Annotated in this window: 22 protein-coding genes and 1 pseudogene; 14 read left to right on the plus strand and 9 right to left on the minus strand. The window is 47.4% G+C overall.

Translation table 11 applies throughout. From position 1 onward, the window contains the following. Positions 1-64 precede the first annotated feature (64 nt). From OWN49_RS03935 to OWN49_RS03955, 5 genes are all read left to right on the plus strand, one after another. A complete protein-coding gene (locus OWN49_RS03935; protein ID WP_176283235.1) occupies positions 65-778 on the plus strand; it encodes a DUF421 domain-containing protein in 714 nt (237 codons plus the stop codon). A 68-nt stretch (positions 779-846) separates the two neighbouring features. Continuing rightward, positions 847-1,365 (plus strand): ferritin-like domain-containing protein, encoded by a 519-nt coding sequence (locus OWN49_RS03940; RefSeq protein WP_070081598.1) that lies wholly within the window; start codon positions 847-849, stop codon positions 1,363-1,365. 250 nt (positions 1,366-1,615) lie between these two features. After that, positions 1,616-2,236, plus strand: a complete 621-nt coding sequence (locus tag OWN49_RS03945; protein WP_070081597.1) for a TetR/AcrR family transcriptional regulator — start codon at positions 1,616-1,618, stop codon at positions 2,234-2,236. 15 nt (positions 2,237-2,251) lie between these two features. Further along, positions 2,252-3,448: an MFS transporter gene (locus OWN49_RS03950; protein WP_058906688.1), complete on the plus strand. Its 1,197-nt coding sequence runs from the start codon at positions 2,252-2,254 to the stop codon at positions 3,446-3,448. 167 nt (positions 3,449-3,615) lie between these two features. After that, the gene (locus tag OWN49_RS03955; protein ID WP_025284526.1) at positions 3,616-4,773 is read left to right on the plus strand and encodes an AbrB family transcriptional regulator; all 1,158 of its coding nucleotides are present in this window, start codon (positions 3,616-3,618) and stop codon (positions 4,771-4,773) included. Between the two features lie 36 nt (positions 4,774-4,809). On the opposite strand, the gene OWN49_RS03960 is transcribed toward OWN49_RS03955, so the two are convergent. From OWN49_RS03960 to OWN49_RS03975, 4 genes are all read right to left on the minus strand, one after another. After that, entirely contained in the window at positions 4,810-5,331 is a 522-nt protein-coding gene (locus OWN49_RS03960; protein WP_012117244.1) for a MarR family transcriptional regulator, read from the minus strand. Between the two features lie 89 nt (positions 5,332-5,420). Next, the gene (locus tag OWN49_RS03965; RefSeq protein ID WP_176283234.1) at positions 5,421-6,902 is read right to left on the minus strand and encodes a monooxygenase; all 1,482 of its coding nucleotides are present in this window, start codon (positions 6,900-6,902) and stop codon (positions 5,421-5,423) included. A 144-nt stretch (positions 6,903-7,046) separates the two neighbouring features. Beyond that, on the minus strand, positions 7,047-7,562 hold the full coding sequence (gene lepB, locus OWN49_RS03970) for a signal peptidase I (RefSeq protein ID WP_003155158.1): 516 nt from the start codon (positions 7,560-7,562) through the stop codon (positions 7,047-7,049). Further along, positions 7,559-8,185, minus strand: coding sequence for a TVP38/TMEM64 family protein (locus OWN49_RS03975; protein ID WP_165408879.1), 627 nt, complete (start codon positions 8,183-8,185; stop codon positions 7,559-7,561). The genes lepB and OWN49_RS03975 overlap by 4 nt, the downstream gene beginning before the upstream one ends. 151 nt (positions 8,186-8,336) lie before the next feature. Between OWN49_RS03975 and OWN49_RS03980 the strand changes: the two genes are divergently transcribed. From OWN49_RS03980 to OWN49_RS03995, 4 genes are all read left to right on the plus strand, one after another. Continuing rightward, positions 8,337-8,696: a hypothetical protein gene (locus OWN49_RS03980; RefSeq protein WP_012117241.1), complete on the plus strand. Its 360-nt coding sequence runs from the start codon at positions 8,337-8,339 to the stop codon at positions 8,694-8,696. Positions 8,697-8,816: 120 nt separating this feature from the next. Then, on the plus strand, positions 8,817-9,017 hold the full coding sequence (locus tag OWN49_RS03985) for a DUF3311 domain-containing protein (protein WP_003155162.1): 201 nt from the start codon (positions 8,817-8,819) through the stop codon (positions 9,015-9,017). Next, the gene (locus tag OWN49_RS03990) at positions 9,014-10,483 is read left to right on the plus strand and encodes a sodium:solute symporter family protein (protein ID WP_063174181.1); all 1,470 of its coding nucleotides are present in this window, start codon (positions 9,014-9,016) and stop codon (positions 10,481-10,483) included. The genes OWN49_RS03985 and OWN49_RS03990 overlap by 4 nt, the downstream gene beginning before the upstream one ends. 40 nt (positions 10,484-10,523) lie before the next feature. Continuing rightward, positions 10,524-10,841, plus strand: coding sequence for a YbjQ family protein (locus OWN49_RS03995; RefSeq protein WP_176283233.1), 318 nt, complete (start codon positions 10,524-10,526; stop codon positions 10,839-10,841). Positions 10,842-10,873: 32 nt separating this feature from the next. Here OWN49_RS03995 and OWN49_RS04000 read toward each other — a convergent pair whose 3' ends face one another. After that, positions 10,874-11,143: an excalibur calcium-binding domain-containing protein gene (locus OWN49_RS04000; RefSeq protein WP_176283232.1), complete on the minus strand. Its 270-nt coding sequence runs from the start codon at positions 11,141-11,143 to the stop codon at positions 10,874-10,876. A gap of 195 nt (positions 11,144-11,338) precedes the next feature. Between OWN49_RS04000 and OWN49_RS04005 the strand changes: the two genes are divergently transcribed. After that, positions 11,339-12,049, plus strand: a complete 711-nt coding sequence (locus OWN49_RS04005) for a YrpD family protein (RefSeq protein WP_003155170.1) — start codon at positions 11,339-11,341, stop codon at positions 12,047-12,049. A gap of 132 nt (positions 12,050-12,181) precedes the next feature. On the opposite strand, the gene OWN49_RS04010 is transcribed toward OWN49_RS04005, so the two are convergent. The 3 genes from OWN49_RS04010 to OWN49_RS04020 all read right to left on the minus strand — a co-directional run bounded on the left by OWN49_RS04010 (position 12,182) and on the right by OWN49_RS04020 (position 13,672). Beyond that, on the minus strand, positions 12,182-12,553 hold the full coding sequence (locus OWN49_RS04010; RefSeq protein ID WP_077722024.1) for an iron chaperone: 372 nt from the start codon (positions 12,551-12,553) through the stop codon (positions 12,182-12,184). Positions 12,554-12,579: 26 nt separating this feature from the next. Beyond that, positions 12,580-12,948, minus strand: coding sequence for an iron chaperone (locus OWN49_RS04015; RefSeq protein WP_003155175.1), 369 nt, complete (start codon positions 12,946-12,948; stop codon positions 12,580-12,582). A 145-nt stretch (positions 12,949-13,093) separates the two neighbouring features. Beyond that, complete coding sequence (locus OWN49_RS04020) at positions 13,094-13,672, minus strand: competence protein ComK (protein WP_003155179.1); 579 nt, start codon at positions 13,670-13,672, stop codon at positions 13,094-13,096. A 315-nt stretch (positions 13,673-13,987) separates the two neighbouring features. On the opposite strand from OWN49_RS04020, the gene OWN49_RS04025 reads away from it, so the two are divergent. After that, the gene (locus tag OWN49_RS04025; RefSeq protein WP_003155181.1) at positions 13,988-14,221 is read left to right on the plus strand and encodes an IDEAL domain-containing protein; all 234 of its coding nucleotides are present in this window, start codon (positions 13,988-13,990) and stop codon (positions 14,219-14,221) included. A gap of 30 nt (positions 14,222-14,251) precedes the next feature. Here the strand turns inward: OWN49_RS04025 and OWN49_RS04030 are convergent, their stop codons facing one another. Then, on the minus strand, positions 14,252-15,109 hold the full coding sequence (locus OWN49_RS04030; protein ID WP_007610477.1) for an SDR family oxidoreductase: 858 nt from the start codon (positions 15,107-15,109) through the stop codon (positions 14,252-14,254). A gap of 124 nt (positions 15,110-15,233) precedes the next feature. Here OWN49_RS04030 and OWN49_RS04035 point away from each other — a divergent pair, with 124 nt between their 5' ends. From OWN49_RS04035 to OWN49_RS19500, 3 genes and pseudogenes are all read left to right on the plus strand, one after another. Then, entirely contained in the window at positions 15,234-16,757 is a 1,524-nt protein-coding gene (locus OWN49_RS04035) for an FAD-dependent oxidoreductase (RefSeq protein WP_077722022.1), read from the plus strand. Further along, positions 16,673-17,413 (plus strand): annotated as a pseudogene (locus tag OWN49_RS19495) (protoglobin domain-containing protein); the annotation flags it as partial. The gene OWN49_RS04035 and the pseudogene OWN49_RS19495, both read left to right, overlap by 85 nt. Positions 17,414-17,656: 243 nt before the next feature. Further along, positions 17,657-18,172 carry a methyl-accepting chemotaxis protein gene (locus tag OWN49_RS19500; protein ID WP_369719112.1) on the plus strand — a complete coding sequence of 172 codons (516 nt, stop codon included), beginning with the start codon at positions 17,657-17,659 and terminating at the stop codon, positions 18,170-18,172. Positions 18,173-18,251: the final 79 nt, after the last annotated feature.

An 18,251-nucleotide genomic window follows, 5' to 3' on the forward strand; every position in this document is an offset into this window, starting at 1 on the left:
AAAACGGGATGACTGTTTTAAAACATATCGTTTTTGACCAAATTAAAGAAAAAAAGGATTAAATATGATGACAGAATATCCCGAAGTGATTGTGCGAACGATTCTGTCGTTCAGCATTTTGTTTATCGGCGCCCGGATACTCGGAAAACAAACCATTTCACAGATGACGCTTTTTGATTTCATTGCGGCCATCTCCCTCGGCGCCATCACAGCCAATCTGTCGTTTAATACAAAACTGCCGATTCATTTTACTGTCAGTGCTTACACGATTTTCGTGGTCATTATTTATCTCGTCGCATATCTTTCTATGAAAAACAGAACCGCCAGGGGTTTCTTTGCGGGCAAACCGACCATTATCATTCAAAACGGAAAAATACTTGAGCATAATATGAAAACGATGCGTTATACCCTCGACTACTTGAACCAGCAGCTTCGTGAAAATGATGTATTTGACATTTCTCAGGTTCAGACTGCCATCATTGAAACAAACGGCAGCATGTCAGTGGAGGTCAAACCGGAATTTGCGCCCGTTACAAGACAGGATCTCGGCATCTTTGCCGGACATGAAAAGAACTTTGCCGTTGAGCTGATTATGGACGGCCGGCTGGTGATGAAAAATCTGGAAGAAAACCACGTATCGGAAAAATGGCTGAGAGAAGAATTGGACAAGAGAAACCTCAAACCGGAAGACGTTGTATACGCTGTGCGCGGAAGCAACGGCCGGCTTTTTGTCGACACATACGACGACCATATTACATCGCCGCTGGATCAAGAATAAAAATGACATCCGCACATGTCACGGGCTGCCGCCGTATAATACCCTATAAACATCCGGGGGTGAGTCCAATGCACGAGAATTTTTTTCATTATACAGCCATCTGCAGTGACGATTCTGTGCTTATAAAGGATCTGGTAAAATCCATAAACGGTGAATACAGCGCTGTGATTTGCTACTCAATATTAGCCGAAAAAGCGCCGACCGCAGAAATCAGAAGACGAATCGAACATATCAGAGAGGAAGAAGTGCGCCACATGCACGCTTTCTCTTCACTGTATACGTCAATTACCGGAAAACAGTTGACGCCGAAACAGACGGAGCATTGTCCGCACACATACAGAGAAGGACTGAGGGCGGCGTTTTATGATGAGCAGAAAACGAATGATTTTTATTTGCAGGCATCCGATAGAGCGGTGCATCCGGAAGCGAAACGGTTATTTGCCCGCACGGCATTTGACGAGCAGCGTCATGCCGTCTGGTTTTTATACGATATGGCCCACTCTGCCCACTCTCCTTTCCACCATACAGGGGGAACGGTATCAAACGCGCCGAACACAAGCTACACCGAGGTAAATACCGGAAAATAACGATTCAGGCAGATCACGCTCCCCCGCCGGGAGTCTTCAGACGGCTGACAAACCCCGTTCTTTCAACAGGAGAGAATGGGGTTTATTTTTCGAGCCGTTTTTATACTTCCACTAAACAATGGATAACTTCTTCATTGTATAGTCAGCAAAAACCCTTTATAATAAAATAAACCAACTGGTCGGTTTTAAACGACCCGAACCCGCTTTGCCGGGACAACGATATGAATGAGGCGGAAAGGATCTGTGTGAAGTGACAAATACAAAAGGCGGTGCAGGAAAGAGCGAAAAGACGAAGAACAGGCTCGTATCCGCTTCGCGTGACTTATTTGCAAAAAAAGGATATTCAGAAACATCGATTCGGGATATTTTAGAGGCGGCCGAGATCAGTAAAGGCAATCTATATCACCATTTTAAAGGAAAAGAGTTTCTGTTTCTTCATATCATGGAAGAGGATCACCGCGTGATGATCGAGACGTGGAGGGAAATGGAATCCGATCTGAAAGATGCTGCCGAAAAGCTGACGGGCTTTGCGGAGCTGCTGAGCCGGATGAGCATCAATTACCCGCTTATGAGAGCAAGTGAAGAGTTTTATGCGAGTGCGTTTACGTCAGAGGAGGTCGTAAAGCGGCTCAACAAAATTGATATTGAATATGACGATGTGATGAGAGAGATCTTAGAAGAGGGAAATCAAGACGGCAGCTGGTCCATTCCTCATGTCGAATCAAAAGTAAAAATCCTGCTATCCGTCTTCTACGGTTTAGATGTGTTATATAAAAACGATACCATTCAGCAAAGAATCGAATTGCAAAAAGAAGCCATCTCCGTGTTTATTCACGGGTCGATCAACGCTGATAAACAGAATGACAGCTGACAAAGGAGAAACAACATGCAAAAACCGATCAGAGAACAAAAGGCTGTACTCATCATCTTATTAAGCAACATATTTATTGCGTTTTTAGGCATCGGATTGATCATTCCCGTTATGCCGCTGTTTATGAATGTGATGCACTTGACGGGCAGCACAATGGGATACCTTGTCGCTGCCTTCGCCGTCGCGCAATTAATTGCATCCCCCATTGCGGGGAGATGGGTTGACCGCTTCGGCAGAAAAATCATGATTCTCGCCGGACTGTTTTTATTCGCATTATCCGAACTGACCTTCGGATTGGGCACACATGTCTCCATTTTATATTTCGCAAGGGTGCTGGGGGGCATCAGTGCCGCTTTTATCATGCCCGCTGTTACAGCGTATGTCGCAGATATTACGACGGTGCAGGAAAGATCGAAGGCGATGGGCTATGTATCTGCCGCCATCAGCACAGGGTTTATCATCGGGCCCGGCATAGGAGGATTTATTGCCGATCACGGCGTTCGTATGCCGTTTTTCTTTGCGGCGGGAATTGCATTTATCGCAGTGATTTCCTCTGTCTTTATGCTGAAAGAGCCGTTAACTAAAGAAGAACGTGCAAAGCAGATGGAAAGCGCCAAAGAATCAACCTTCTTAAAAGATTTGAAAAAGTCGATTCACCCAAGCTACTTGATCGCCTTTATCATCGTCTTTGTTTTGGCATTCGGGCTGTCGGCGTACGAAACGGTATTCAGCTTATTTACAAACCATAAATTCGGCTTCACGCCAAAGGATATCGCCATTATTATTACGTTCAGCTCCATTGTGGCAGTCCTCATTCAAGTGCTCGCGTTCGGCAGACTTGTCAACTTCCTCGGGGAGAAAAAAGTCATTCAGCTTTGTCTGATCATCGGCGCTGTGCTGGCTTTCGTTTCTACGCTGATGTCAGGGTTTTTGCCCGTGCTCGCTGTCACCTGCATCATTTTCCTTGCGTTTGATTTACTGCGCCCGGCACTGACTACTTATCTATCGAAGATCGCAGGAAATCAGCAGGGGTTTGTTGCCGGTATGAACTCAACATACACGAGTTTGGGCACCATTTTCGGCCCGGCTCTGGGCGGTATTTTATTTGATATGAATATTCACTTCCCGTTTCTGTTCGCAGGTGTGGTTTTATTTCTCGGTCTGGGATTGACGCTTGTGTGGAAAGGAAAAGCGGGCGAGGTTTCGGAGTAGGGTGCACTCACCCATCTCCGGAGCTTTTTTTGTGTTTTCGATAAGAAAAATGAATGGATTATGAGAAATAATTCATTATTTATTTATCTCAAAATCTATACTATAGTAATAGTAAGGTTAACGAGCTTAACAATTTAATATGAATGTTTCAGGAAGAAGGGTTTTCATTGAAGAAAGACAAACATCTCCTTACGGATATCTGGTTTATTCTCATCAGTGCGGCAGGGGGGTTTCTTCTTTCGCTCACAGGGATGTCGATCGCCTGGATGCTCGGAACGCTTGCCGCCGGCTGCATCCTCTCCATGACGAGGCCCCGCTGGCTGTTCATGGCGCCTGACAGAAGAGGGATTCACCGCAGATGGCTTGCGGCGGGACAAATGATCCTCGGCATCGAACTCGGCCAGAAACTGAACCTGTCCGTTCTGTCGGTTTTACGGGAGCATTGGCTTCCGGTAGGCTTCATGCTGATTTTCTCTATCGTGATGGCGCTTGTTTCCGGATATGTGCTCTTTCGGTTCAGCCGGACGGACATGATGACAAGCTTTGTAGGCACGGCGCCGGGTGGTTTATCCGCCATGCCCGGTATCGCCCAGGAAGTCGGCGCAAACACCGCGATTGTAAGCCTTATTCAGCTGACGCGCGTCCTTTTGGTCGTCATGACAATACCGTTTCTCGTCATTTTCTTATTTACCAAACAAAACGGTGCGGCTCAGACATCAGCCGGAGCCGTTTCGGCAGGAGCTTCACATCCGGGCCTTACTCCCGTCTTGTTAACGGCCGGATTTATTTTGGCTGCCTGGCTTGCAAGTAAAGGCGCAAAACGGCTGAAATTTCCCGCCCCTTGGCTGCTCGGCAGCATGATCGGCGTTGCTGCTGCGGAAATCGGCGTGTCCGCCTTGGCGGGCAAAGACATGCTGGCCTGGTGGCCGCCGGAAGCGAACCAGCTGTCACAAATTTTTCTCGGCGCCACAATCGGATCAAAAATGTACAAAAGCATGTTCACCGGCGTGACGAGAGTGCTGACCGTCGGGTTTATTTCTTCCGTCGGATTAATCGCCGCCATGATTCTGAGCGCGGTTGCGGTTTCTAAATTAACGGGCATCTCCATGATTACATCTGTTCTCGCCTTTTCTCCCGGCGGGATCGCCGAGATGGCGGCGACTTCGATTACCCTGCACGAAGACTCGACTTTCGTCGTCGCGGTTCAGGTCATCCGGATCGTTCTCGTCATCGCCATGCTTCCGCCCTTCTATCGGCTGCTGCACCACCTTTCTCAGCTGAAACGGGCACACGGCGAAAGAGGCCGGGCAGAAAGAGGAACATGATCCGAATAAAAAAACACGCATCCATATGCGTGTTTTTTATTTGAACAGCTCTCCGCCGCCATTTACAGACCGCCAGTTTGCTGAAAGATCACGGAACAGCCGTTCAGCAAATAACAGTTCTTCATCTGTATAGCGGTCTAAAAACGCCAAGAGCCGCTTTTTTATCAATTCATGATATTCATGATGAAGGGAATGCAGCTCTTTCCCGGCAGGAGTCAGCCGGAAATAGACTTCTTTTTTATTGTCACTCAGCCGGGTTCTGCGCAGGAAGCCGGCTTCCAAAAACTTCGCGCAGCTTCTCGACACGGTCGGCTTTGTCGTCTTCATTTTTTCCGCTATTGACGTGACATTGATCGGTTCATGATCTCCGATACACGACAAAATGTGAATTTCCGTCAAGGTCAATTGTAACTTTTTCCCATTTTCTTCACGGAGTTCATCCATCCGTCCGGCCAACGACGCCCTGATATCCTCCTGGCACCTCTCCTGCTCGTGAAAAATATCTGTCAGCCCTTCAAGAATCATGTGTTTTGCATGGTCTGGCTGTCTTCTGTCCAACTGCTGAGTCACCCCTCCGTATTGATTGTTTCTTTTACTATAACGTTTTGTTACACAAGAAACAATCACACAGACGCATAAAAAGGTTATCAGATGAATAATCCCCATCTCTCCAAACCGGCCAGAACGGCTTCTTCCGCTTCACGTCCCGAGCCGCCGGCTGCCCATGCCGCATGGCCGTCCGGCCGGATTAAAACGGTGTGGACGTCGTTCCAATCGGCACGTGTTTCAGCAAGCTCCGCCCTGACTGCTGCCACGCTTTCCGTATCAATACCGGCGGGAATGCTCCCTCTTAATGACAGAAGCACAAAGCCGCCCTCGCGGAGAAAATCATAGAGCTGGGCCGGCCGCCCGTCATGAAGGGTCAGTTCGATATCCGGCAGGCGTTTTCCGTTCAGCGTATGCGGCGGCAGCTCCGCATCCGGTTCATAATGCAGATCAAGCGCGGATACTTTTCCCGCCAATAAACGGTTGGACTCCTGAAAATCCAGCAAAGCGGTCATCGTTTCTCTTAATGCCATCCCCGACTCGGTAAAATCCATGAGCTTGATCTGCGTTTTGATATTGTGCAGCACTTCTTTTCCTGTGCTGTGCCTTTCCTGATGATAGCTGTCCAGAAGATGAGGCGCCGCTTTTCCTTTCATTTGCGCCGCCAGCTTCCAGCCGAGATTGACGGCATCCTGAAGCCCCGTATTCAGGCCTTGGCCGCCTGCGGGAAAATGAATGTGCGCCGCATCCCCGGCCACAAAAACCCGGCCGGAGCGGTACTGCTCAGCCTGACGCTCGGCATTGCCGAACCGCGACATCCATACCGGATCACTCAATCCGAAATCAGTGCCGCATATCCGCCGCAGGTCTTCTTTCAGCTCATTTTCGGTGACCGGCTCTTCCTTCCGCTTTTGCAGGACGTGCGGAGAAACGATGAGGACGCGGAAAAGTCCGTCCGTAAGAGGGATAATCACAACCGATCCCTCCAGGCGGCACGTTGAAAAAAAGGAAGATTCGGGCGGATGTTTCAAAGCGGCATCACAAAGGGTTCCTGTTAAGTCGGCATCTGTGCCCGAAAAAGCGATGCCCGCCTGTTTCCGGACAATGCTCCCCGCCCCGTCTGTACCCGCGGCATATAAGCTGTGAAGAGTGCGGATTCCGCTTTCGTCCCGGAACACCGTCTCCACTCCGTCATCCGTCTGGGTGACAGCCACCGCTTCCGCCCCGCGGATGATGTCTGCGCCGAGACTTGATGCATACTCCTCCAACATCCGCTCCGTTTCTGCCTGTGGCAGCATTAACGAATAATTCTGCTTCGTATCCAGCCGAGAAAAATCCAGCCGTGTATCCAGCATGGAAAAATGGCCGGAAGACACCTTCGTCCCTTGATCCGCAAAGCGTTCCAATATGCCTCTCATGGCAAAAAGCTCAAGTGTGCGCGGATGCATGATAAGCGCTTTGGAATATGGCACCGTCTTCTTCAATCGTTCAATGACAGTCGTTTTCACTCCGGCCAGCGCCAGTTCTGATGCAAGCATAAGCCCGACCGGACCTCCCCCGATAATGGCAACCTGTGTTTTCATCTCATCAGCCCTCTTTCCTTTTTTGTTACACACGTAACAAAACCACTAAAAAATAAACGCCTCCTTTTTTGTTTCGTGCGTAACAATTTTCATTATAGTCTTTCCTCCGCTTTTTGACAATCATTTCCGAAAAAAAGACGCCGTTCACTTGGCGTCTGATTCACTGATGACTCCGACAATGTCTTTATCCTTAATCGGACCGAAATGACGGCTGTCGAGGCTGTATATGCGGTTGTCGCCAATAACAAAGTATTGTCCCTTCGGTATGCTTTTGCGCCCGGTCGTTTCCTTCAGCGTATAATCACCGGTCACATGGCTCCCGGCGGACAATGATGACTTTAACGGTTTTAAAAACGGTTCCGCCACCCGTTTTCCATTCACATACAGCTGATCCTCCCTGTATGCGATTGACTCGCCGGGGAGCCCGATGACACGTTTGATCAGCACTTTGCGGTGCGGGCCTTTAAACAGAACAATATCGAAACGGCGGATCGTTTTGTAACGATGGGAAAACTTGTTGACCATCAGCTCATTTCCTTGTTTAAAGGTCGGATTCATACTGATTCCTTCGACTTTATAATCAATAAAAATGGCATTCTTTAATTGTATGGCCAAAACAACGATAAGCACGCCGGCTATAAACCAAAATCGTTTTTTCAAGATTCCTGTCTCCCTCCGTCTTTCTCATGCTGACTGATTCTCGTCTGTAAACGCCGTTCGATATGCTTTCCGGCATACCACAGCACCGCGATCACCATTATGGCGCCCGCCATCCTGAAAGGCTGTGTCATGAGTGCGTGAAGATCATACCCGATAAAGCTGATCATAAAGATCATAACCATTTTCCCCATAGCGGCTGCTGATATAAACTGCAGCGCCCCCACCCGTGACAGACCGGCAACGATATGAACCGCAGCGGACGGCGTAAAGGGGAAGCAAAGTAAAATAAACAGCGGACCGAAACCGTGCCGCTCAACCCAGAGCATCATCCGCCTTATGGTCTGATGCCTGCGGATGAAACCGAAAGCTCTTTTCTGTCCGAAACGGCGGACGGCATAAAACATCAGCATCGATCCTGACGCAGACCCGAGCCATGACAGAAAAAAACCTTCCCACAAACCAAATGCATTCGTATTCGCCACCACAAATACAACGAGCGGCAAAAACGGAAGAAACGCTTCAATAAAAGGCAGTACAGCCGCAGCAGCCGGGCCGAAAGCTCTATAGCTTTGGAACCATTCCGTCAGCTGTTCCTCAGTCAAATATGATAAAAATTGCTCCAACGTTTATACTCCTTAACGAGTTTGTCTATCCTTATTCTACACATTATCTCCAAAAAACGAAAATGTTTACGAGATTTTCCGACTTGAAATATCGTGTAAGCGAGCATAAAATAAGAACAAACGTTCTCTTTTTAAGAAAGAAGGAGTATTTATGCCTGACATTCGGAGCGGCACCCGCGATCTCATCGAAAAAGGGCTGTTTCTGCCCATGGCGGCTGCCATCCTGAACCGGGACCTCGAAGCGCTTGATTCGTGCCCGTTCAAATTAAAACAACCCTATAAACAGCTTATCAGCTGCTCTTTAAAATTAGCACAAAAGGATTTGAGTGATGTTCGAAAAGAGTTAAGAAAGCGTAAAATTAAAATATACGAAGCGGAAAGAGACGAAGCATTTACGCTTTATATATGCACCATTAACGGCTATGAAGAAAAACACCGTTATTTCAACCCGAGAATACGGGAACAGGTAACCGCCTTATTGGAATATTACCTGTCTCTTGCGACCATTTAAAAAGCAGCCGGGACTGCTTTTCCTTTTCAGTTGATAAATTTCAGACTATTCACACTATACATTCGACATGATTTTCTTTATAATCGGGACACGCTGTTTTCAATGAAAAGGAGGAATGTTATGAAACTGATTCATGTTCTCGCCGCCCTGCCCTTTTTCGGAATTCTCGCCGGCATTCCATTTGCCAACCGGGTGACGCCTTATGTTTTCGGAATGCCTTTCATTCTCGCATATGTCGTCATCTGGGCGGTGCTGACTTCCGTTCTGATGGCCGCCGTTTACAAATTGGACAAAGAAAACAAGGCGGGTGAGACGGAATGAACGCAGCATTTCCCGTAATGGCCGCCGTGCTCCTGTTTTGTGTATATCTCGGAATCCGGGCCCGAAAAGGAAAACATATGGACCTTGAACAATGGACGGTGGGCGGACGCGGCTTCGGCACGATGTTTGTCTTTTTATTAATGGCGGGAGAAATATACACGACCTTTACATTCCTCGGCGGAAGCGGATGGGCTTACGGAAAAGGAGGCCCGGCCTTTTATATTATCGCGTACGGCTGCCTTGCCTACATTTTGTCATATTGGCTTCTGCCAGCCGTGTGGACTTACGCCAAACAACACAAACTGATGTCGCAATCAGATTTTTTTATTTCAAAATACAACAGCCCGCTCCTCGGCATTCTCGTATCGCTCGTCGGCATCGCATCCCTCATCCCCTATCTCGTTCTGCAGCTGAAAGGGCTCGGATTAATTGTTTCAGCAACATCATACGGACAGATTCCGCCCTCCGCCGCTGTCTGGATCGGCGCTGTCTCCATCACGATTTATGTGATGATTTCAGGAATCCATGGTTCAGCGTGGATATCCGTCGTCAAAGATATCATGATTTTAGGCATCGTCCTGTATTTAGGCATTTATCTGCCCATTCATTACTATGGCGGGTTTACGGAGATGTTCAAACAAATTGACGCCGCAAAACCCGGTTTTCTCACGCTGCCGGAAACCGGACAGAGCGTTTCCTGGTTCAGCTCAACGGTTTTGCTGACCGCCCTCGGCTTTTATATGTGGCCTCATACCTTTGCCGCTTCCTATTCGGCGGAGCATCCGCGGGTGTTTCGGAAAAACGCGATCATCATGCCTCTTTATCAGCTCGTCCTGCTGTTTGTCATCTTTACCGGATTTGCGGCGATTCTGCAGGTGCCCGGTTTAAAAGGGGCGGACACGGATCTCGCCTTATTAAAGCTGTCTGTGAAAACCTTTGATCCCTGGTTTGTCGGACTGATCGGATCGGCGGGCATTCTGACGGCGCTTGTGCCCGGTTCAATGATATTAATGGCCTCAAGCACGCTGTTCGCCAAAAACGTGTACAAAGCCATTCGGCCCGGCACGACTGACGAAAAAGTCTCACGGCTCGCAAAATACGCCGTACCCGTCATCGCGCTGATATCCGTATATTTTACGCTGAAAGGCGGAAATACCATCGTCACCTTGCTTTTAATGGGCTACAGCCTTGTCACCCAGCTTTTCCCCGCCCTCTTATTCAGCCTGCCGAAGCGGCGTTTCATCACAAGCCACGGCGCTTTTGCCGGCATAACGGCCGGGGTCGGAACGGTGGCCTTCATTACGCTGACCGAATCAACCGTCGGAACCCTCTTTCCGTTTCTTCCGCAGATCGTTAAGGATATGAATACAGGCATCATCGCGCTGGTTCTGAACATTGCCGTCATGTTTGCAGTCAGCGCCGCAGTCAGAAAAAAACAAATCAGCGCAGCCGAAAAGGCGGCTTAATGATAAAATAGCGGTAAGACACATGAAGGGGGAAAGCCGCATGATCATGACAACGACCGAAACCGTCGCCGGAAAACAGATTACGGAAGTAAAAGGCTTAGTGACAAGCAGTATCGTCCAGTCCCGTCACATCGGAAAAGATTTGCTTGAAGGCTTAAAATCTGTCGTCGGCGGCGAATTGAAAAGCTATACCGAAATGCTGGATGACTCCAAAAAAGCGGTGAAAGAGCGGCTGATCAGAGAGGCGGAGCAGCTCGGAGCGAACGCCATCGTCGGCCTGCGGTTCGAACTGACCGCAGGACAGAACACATCCGAATTAATCGGATACGGAACCGCCGTCACCGCCGAATCCATTTAAAAAAACAAGCCTCTTTAAAGAGGCTTGTTTTTTTATTTCTCACATGCGATATAGTCTTTATCCCGGTCAAGTCTTTTATTTGCATTGTAAAGCGCTTTTGATACATACGGGTTGTACTTTGTTCTGCCGCCCTTGTTTTTCACTTTCGACGATTTGGCCACGCCGCCTTTATACACCTTATTCAGCGCCTTGCAGTTTTGATACGTTTTTACCTTTGTTTTCGCTTCTGCCGTCTGCCCCGCTCCGTATGAACAACCGAACACCAGGCCGAAAGACAAAAGCACAGCTGCCGTCTTTTTCATTTCTATCCTATCCCCTTTCCTGAATCATGTTGTATGGCTGAACATATCATAGTTCAAATAATCTCCATTTACAAGATAAATAGGAAAATAGTTTTAATTTATGTCCGCCCGTATATCTTTTATGGAATTTTTCCCAAAACCTTTTATAATATGAATTGATAGCGCTATCTGACTATGATGATAGGAGGAGAAATGATGATGAAAAAAGGGCTTGTTGCGGGTGTTCTCACTACAGCCGTTCTATTCGGCGCATGTACGGCGGATATTCCGGGGGTGATCAGTCCAAATACGGCGGAAGCGGCGTCCCAGCTCAGTAAAGGAATCGGCGGAAGGGCCTATCTGAACAGCACGGGCTCAGTTCTCGTCACGAAAATTCAGCTTCCAAGCTCGATTCAGGTGTCAAATGGGACAGCCTATATTTACTCAGGATTTACCGGAGGCACAGAGGCTGATATCGGGCTTCAGTACAGTGACACCTATCATGTATGGAAACCGATCATGAAAGTCGGTTCAAAGGGACAAGGCCAGGTCCGGTATCTGGAAGGAGAAAGCCAATTCACTTATACGAAAGGCTTCCGGCCCGGCAGCACCGTACAGCTGACCATTTACAAAAATCTGAACGGCAATACCCGCGCCACATATTGGGGCACGAATAATGACGGATACACCGGCCGCATCATCTCAGAACTCGCCCAAACAAATGTAGGCTCTGTCTCAAAATGGAAAGCGCTCGCCACCGTCGCGGTCACATCAGAGGATCAGCGCCCTTACATCAAATCAAACTTCTCAACAGCCTTTACGAACATCACGATCGACAATAAAGCAGTCACACCTGTGATTGATACACAGGATTTTGCCAAATTGACAGTGTCAGGAAGCAGCGTCAGCATGTCTGTCGTCAAATAAAGAATTTTGAACGCACGATTTCTGTCATCGTGCGTTTGTGAGGGTCTGCCGGATACGCAAATCCCTTATTTTTCGGATTACGTTTAATAAAAAAACAGCCCTCCTCAGGGTTGTTTTTTAACATTTCTTTCATTATTTCCGCCAAAACGCTGAGCAGTCCGCCTTATCCTGGATATTGAATTGAATCATGCTTTCAAGCAGCTCATAATGCACCGGTTCAGTCCATTGAATTCTGAACAAACGGGAAGTAGCGCTGTAGCCGGCACGGGCAATGTCGTCGGCAAAATGCGCAATTCCAGCTTCTTCGGGGGAAACACTTACATGATGCTTTGCTGCCGCAAAGCCGATAATAAACGTGCCGTGATCGGTAAACATCGGCGTGTTCCACTTGATCTGCGGTGTTAAACCCGGGAATTGCTCAGCCGTCCACGACAGGATTTCCTCCATTCGCAGACGATGATCAGGGCTGTCGATACTTGATAAATAGTCTTTGAAAACGTCCATGTCTTCCTCCTTCTACATCACGTCCGCTAGCGCCAAAACCCCGGATTTTCAGCTTTTTCCTTGATGTTAAATTCGATGATCTTCTTAAGCAGATCATAGTGCACCGGATCAGTCCACCGAATTCTGAACAGGCGTGAAGAAGCGCTGTACCCGGCTTGGGCGATGTCATCGGCAAAATGCTCCATCGTCTCTTTTTCAGGCAAAATGCTCAAATGATTTTTTGCCGCGGCAAACATAATGATATAGGTGCCGTGATCGGTAAATGTCGGTTTGTTCCACTTGATCTGCGCTTCTAAGTTCGGAAATTGGTCAGCCGTCCACGACAAAATTTCCTCTGCTTTGAGACGGTGATCCGGATTATCGATTTCTGATACATATTTTGCAAACACATCCATGCCCATCTCTCCTAAAATGAAATATCATTACTCTTTACATCATCATAGCCAACAGACGGACACGATACAACTCTATCCGGGCATGTAAATCGAAAAAAGCCCTTCCTAAAAGGAAAGGGCCCGTCCCTTCACATCACAGCTTTCTCTAATATCTCTCCCCCAGCTCCCGCAAAATAAAGTCGTAGATCATTCTTGTCCGCTCTTCTTTCGGATACAGCATGAATTCCTGCCGCTTCGGGATATGACTGCCCATCCTGTCCTGAAAAGTGGTTCTGAGATAGGCGGTTCTGTAAACCTGATTTTCAAAAGAATGATAGGATACTTCCAGTTCCATCGTTTTGCCGTTTGAGAACGTGACCGCTGTGTCATCAAATGCCGTCGGTTGAAAATCTTTAACGTGCACATGAGATATCCAGCCGCATTGAGGCCTTGCAGAAGAAAGTGTAGGGAATAAAAAGATGTGATTTGAAGGGTCCACCATAATCGGCGGCTTGTGAGAAATTTTAATCGCTTCATATGTTCCTGCTTTTCTCCCGGCATAGCTGGAGCCAAAGTAGCGGCAGCTTCTGTCGATGATGTGAATCGGCTTCATGCTGACATACAGAATGCAGTCTTTTTCAATGACCTTCGACCCCATTTTACCGTCTATTTCCTCAGGCAAAACAGCGATGGTTGAACGATTTACTTCGTAGCTTTCTAAGGGTGCGTGTGTTTTCTGGCACATGATGTGCAGCCTCCAATCCTTTTCTTGAAAATTTATACTAATAATCTATCATCTGTCATTGGAAAACGACAGGTTTTTTTTGAATATAGCTAAAAATCACCTTTTAAAGCTGTAATTTAGTCTTAAATTACTATTTAAATATTATTTTTCTTTTTCATTTCACCTCATTTATACAACGATCATTTTCGTTTTTTCGTCAATTTGCAGGATATGTCGATATATTTCCAAGTATTAGTTGTCTAAAGATTATAAAAATTAATTGATTTTTCCGGCCGTTATCCATATACTATAAAAAAGGCATTGGGGGGATTCTTTATGAAAGAGAAAAAGTCGTACACTGAGCTCATGAAGTCCCGCAACACGGAAAAAGCAAACGAATTCGATGTGACAATGGCCGATATTTACATTCAAATGGTGCTTGATGAATCCTTGTATAAACGCCGGATCGCCATGCTGACAATGCAGATTAATAAGGCGCTTGATGATAAAAATAAAGAAGCGTTCCTCACGCTTTCAAAAGAATATGCCGCTCTCAAACAGAGTGAATAAGCCAATCCATATGGATTGGCTTTTTTTACATTATCCGTTTACGATGGTGCCGCCGTTCACATGAATCGTCTGTCCCGTGACATAGGAAGAATCATCGCTTGCTAAGTACAAATAGCTCGGCGCCACTTCAACAGGCTCTCCCGGGCGCTGCATCGGCACGTCTGAGCCGAAGACTTCCACTTCCTTCGCCGAGAAGCTCGCCGGGATCAGCGGCGTCCAGATCGGCCCCGGCGCCACTGCGTTTACCCTGATGCCCTGAGTGACAAGAGATTGGGAAAGAGATCTTGTAAACGTGACGATCGCCCCTTTTGTCGCTGAATAGTCAATCAATGTTTTGTGGCCTTTATAGGCGGTAATGGAGGCCGTATTAATGATTGAACTTCCTTTTTTCAGGTGAGGGAGCGCGGCTTTCGTTAAGTAAAACATTGAAAAAATATTCGTCTGAAACGTTCTGATGAGCTGGTGGCTCGTGATTTTCTCAATCCCCGGCTGCACGTGCTGCTCACCCGCGTTGTTGACCAGGATGTCAATGGAAGGAAAGGCTTGGCCCGCCTGGCGGATGACATCATTGCAAAAGGCTTCGTCGCCGACATCCCCTGCGATCAGCAGACACTTCGCCCCCTCTTTTTCTACATATTGCTTCGTCTCTTCGGCATCCTGATGCTCATCAAAGTAAACGATGACCACATTAGCGCCTTCCTTCGCGAATAAAACGGATACGGCGCGGCCGATCCCGCTGTCTCCGCCCGTGATGATCGCCGTTTTCCCTTCAAGTTTTTTCGCCGCTTTCGGTTTGTCAAAAACGGGGCGCGGGTCCATTACATATTCAAAGCCCGGCTGCCGGTTTTGATGCTGCGGCGGCAAGGTTTTCTTCTTCTGATTCGCCATTTTGATCACTCCTTTACATTAATTACTATATTATGAGTAATTTGAGCATCTTATACGAATTTCATGTATGAACAGAGTCTTATTGGAAAAATTAAGAATATACAACAGAGGAGGTAAATCTGAATTGACTACTTTTTCAAACGAGGAACCGGCTTCCTATTGGCAAGCAACAGCTGACATTCCTTCCTTTCCCGCCCTCACTGAAGATACGGAATGCGACGTTGCGGTTATCGGCGGAGGAATTACGGGTCTGACAACGGCATACGAACTGACGAAAAAAGGTTTCCGTGTCGCTGTCATTGAAGCAGACCGGATTTTAAACGGGACGACCGCGGGCACGACCGCAAAAATCACCGCCCAGCATGATTTCATCTATGCCGATCTTATTCAGCAGATCGGCCTGACCAGCGCAAGGCTGTATTTCGAAGCCCATCTCCGCGCCATGGAAGACATGAAGCAGATCATCAAGGACCTTTCGATTGACTGCAGACTGATTGAACAAGACGCATATCTTTACACGAATACAGAATCAGGCGTCAAAAAAATCCGCAGTGAGCAGGAAGCTTATACCAAGCTCGGTATTGAACATGAGCTTGTGAAAGAACTTCCCGTCCCCGTTGATTGCAGGCTCGGCCTTGCCATGAAGAATCAGGCGCAATTCCATCCGCTTTTATATGGTGCGGCGCTCGTGAAAGAGATCGTTAAAAACGGGGCGCGGATTTTTGAACAGACGGCTGCGATCGACATAAAAAAAGAACCGCAGCCGGAAGTGGTCACGAAAAACAGACACGGCATCAAGTGCAGCTACATTGTCTGCGCTTCCCACTTTCCTTTTTATGACGGAGGCGGGCTTTATGCCGCCAGAATGTATGCCAGCAGATCCTACGTACTCGCGGTAAAACCGAAACAAGCGTATCCGGACGGGATGTATCTCAGCATAGACAAGCCGTCCAGATCACTGCGATACACCGATTTGAACGGTGAAAAACTGGTGCTTGTCGGCGGTGAAAGCCACAAAACAGGCCAAGGAAAAGAAATGTCCGGGCATTACGAAGCGCTGAAACAATTTGCGGAAGACACAATCGGAGTTGAAAGCATCCCATATCATTGGTCTGCACAAGACCTTGTCACCATTGACAAAATTCCGTTCATCGGTCCCATCTCAGGCGATGAAGAACATATTTTGGCGGCGACCGGTTTTAAAAAATGGGGGATGACAAGCTCAGCGCTCGCCGCGAAGCTTTTGGCTGATCATATTCAAAACAAAAAGAACCCGTTTTCCGGCCTGTTTATTCCGTCACGCTTCCACGCAGATCCCGGACTGAAAAAACTGATTTCCTATAATGCCGACGTGGCCAAACACCTTATCTCGGGCAAACTTGAGAGGCCGGACGCTTCACCTGAGAGTCTTGGGCCCGGGGAGGGAAAAATCGTAACGGTAAACGGCAAACGGGCCGGCGCCTATAAAGATGAAAAAGGCTGTCTGCATCTTGTCGATACGACATGCACCCATTTAGGCTGTGAGGTTGAATGGAATGACGGCGAACGGACGTGGGACTGTCCATGTCACGGGTCCCGGTTCACACCCGACGGCGGGGTTGCCGAAGGTCCCGCCATCAAGCCGCTGAAACGTCTCACCCAAGATTGACTAAACCATTCTGTACGAATGGTTTTATTTTTTTCCGCATTAAAATATTTTTATCAGATTCCTTCATTCAAGTTCCTTCCAAACCGATAAAAAGAAAAAGAGAATATCTGGGGGAACTTATATTGTTATTTAAAAAAGACCGCAAAAAAGAAACAGCATATTTTTCAGAAGCCGATGGAAAAAAACGCATCGCGCTTTCAAATCAATATGCAGATGTCCAAAAACAGCTGAAAATGGTCAGGCTCGGAAACGAAGAACTTCATGTGCTTGAAGAGCTGCAGCCGTTAATTAAAGAACATATCTCAACAATCGTCGATTCCTTTTACCGAAATCTGGATCACGAAAAATCATTAATGACGATCATTAACGACCACAGCACGGTTGAGCGACTGAAAAAAACATTACGGCGTCATATCCATGAGATGTTCGCCGGCACGATTGATGATGAATTCATTGAAAAAAGACAGCGCATCGCTTCCATCCACTTGCGGATCGGCCTTGAACCGAAATGGTATATGGGAGCGTTTCAGGATCTGCTTCTGTCGATGATGAACATATATGAAGCAACCATTCCGGATTTGCATGAGCTTTTAAAAGCGATCAAAGCGACGACGAAAATATTGAATCTTGAACAGCAGCTCGTCCTTGAAGCATTCCAGACTGAATATAACTGCCAGCGTGACGAACAAGAGGAAAAGAAAGCCCGCCTTCATCAGAAAATCCAGGAAACATCCGGATCACTCGCTGATTTGTTTTCAGAAACGAGCAGAGCCGTGCAGGAACTGGTCGATAAATCCGAGGGCATTTCCGAGGCGTCAAAAGCCGGCACCGTCACTTCCGTACATGTCGAAGAAAAATCAATCGGCGGGAAAAAAGAGCTTGAAAGCCAGCAGCAGCAGATGAATAAAATCGACGCCAGCCTTCTGCAGATTGAAGAAGAAATGGACAAGCTGAATGACATCGCCCAACAGATCGAAAAAATCTTCGGCATCGTGACGGGGATCGCCGAGCAAACGAATCTCCTGTCACTCAACGCTTCAATAGAATCCGCGAGAGCCGGGGAGCACGGCAAAGGGTTCGCCGTTGTGGCGACGGAGGTAAGGAAGCTTTCAGAGGATACGAAAAAAACCGTTTCCACCGTATCAGAGCTTGTGAACAATACCAATACACAAATCAACATCGTGTCCAAACATATTAAAGATGTAAACGGACTTGTAAGCGAAACGAAAGAAAAAATGACGCAGATCAACCGTCTGTTTGATGACATCGTCCAAAGCATGAAAACGAGCAAAGACCAGACAGGCAAAATCGACGTTGATTTGCAGGCCTTTCTCGGCGGCCTTCAAGAAGTCAGCCGCGCCGTTTCCCACGTTGCATCATCCGTTGATTCACTTGTTATCCTTACAGAAGAATAAAGATAAACCGACCGGCCTTTTTCATAAAGGGCCGGTCTTTTTATTGTTAACTTAAAATATAATAGAGTTGACATATGTA

This window comes from Bacillus sp. NEAU-242-2, assembly GCF_027853835.1.
GTDB lineage: Bacteria > Bacillota > Bacilli > Bacillales > Bacillaceae > Bacillus > Bacillus velezensis.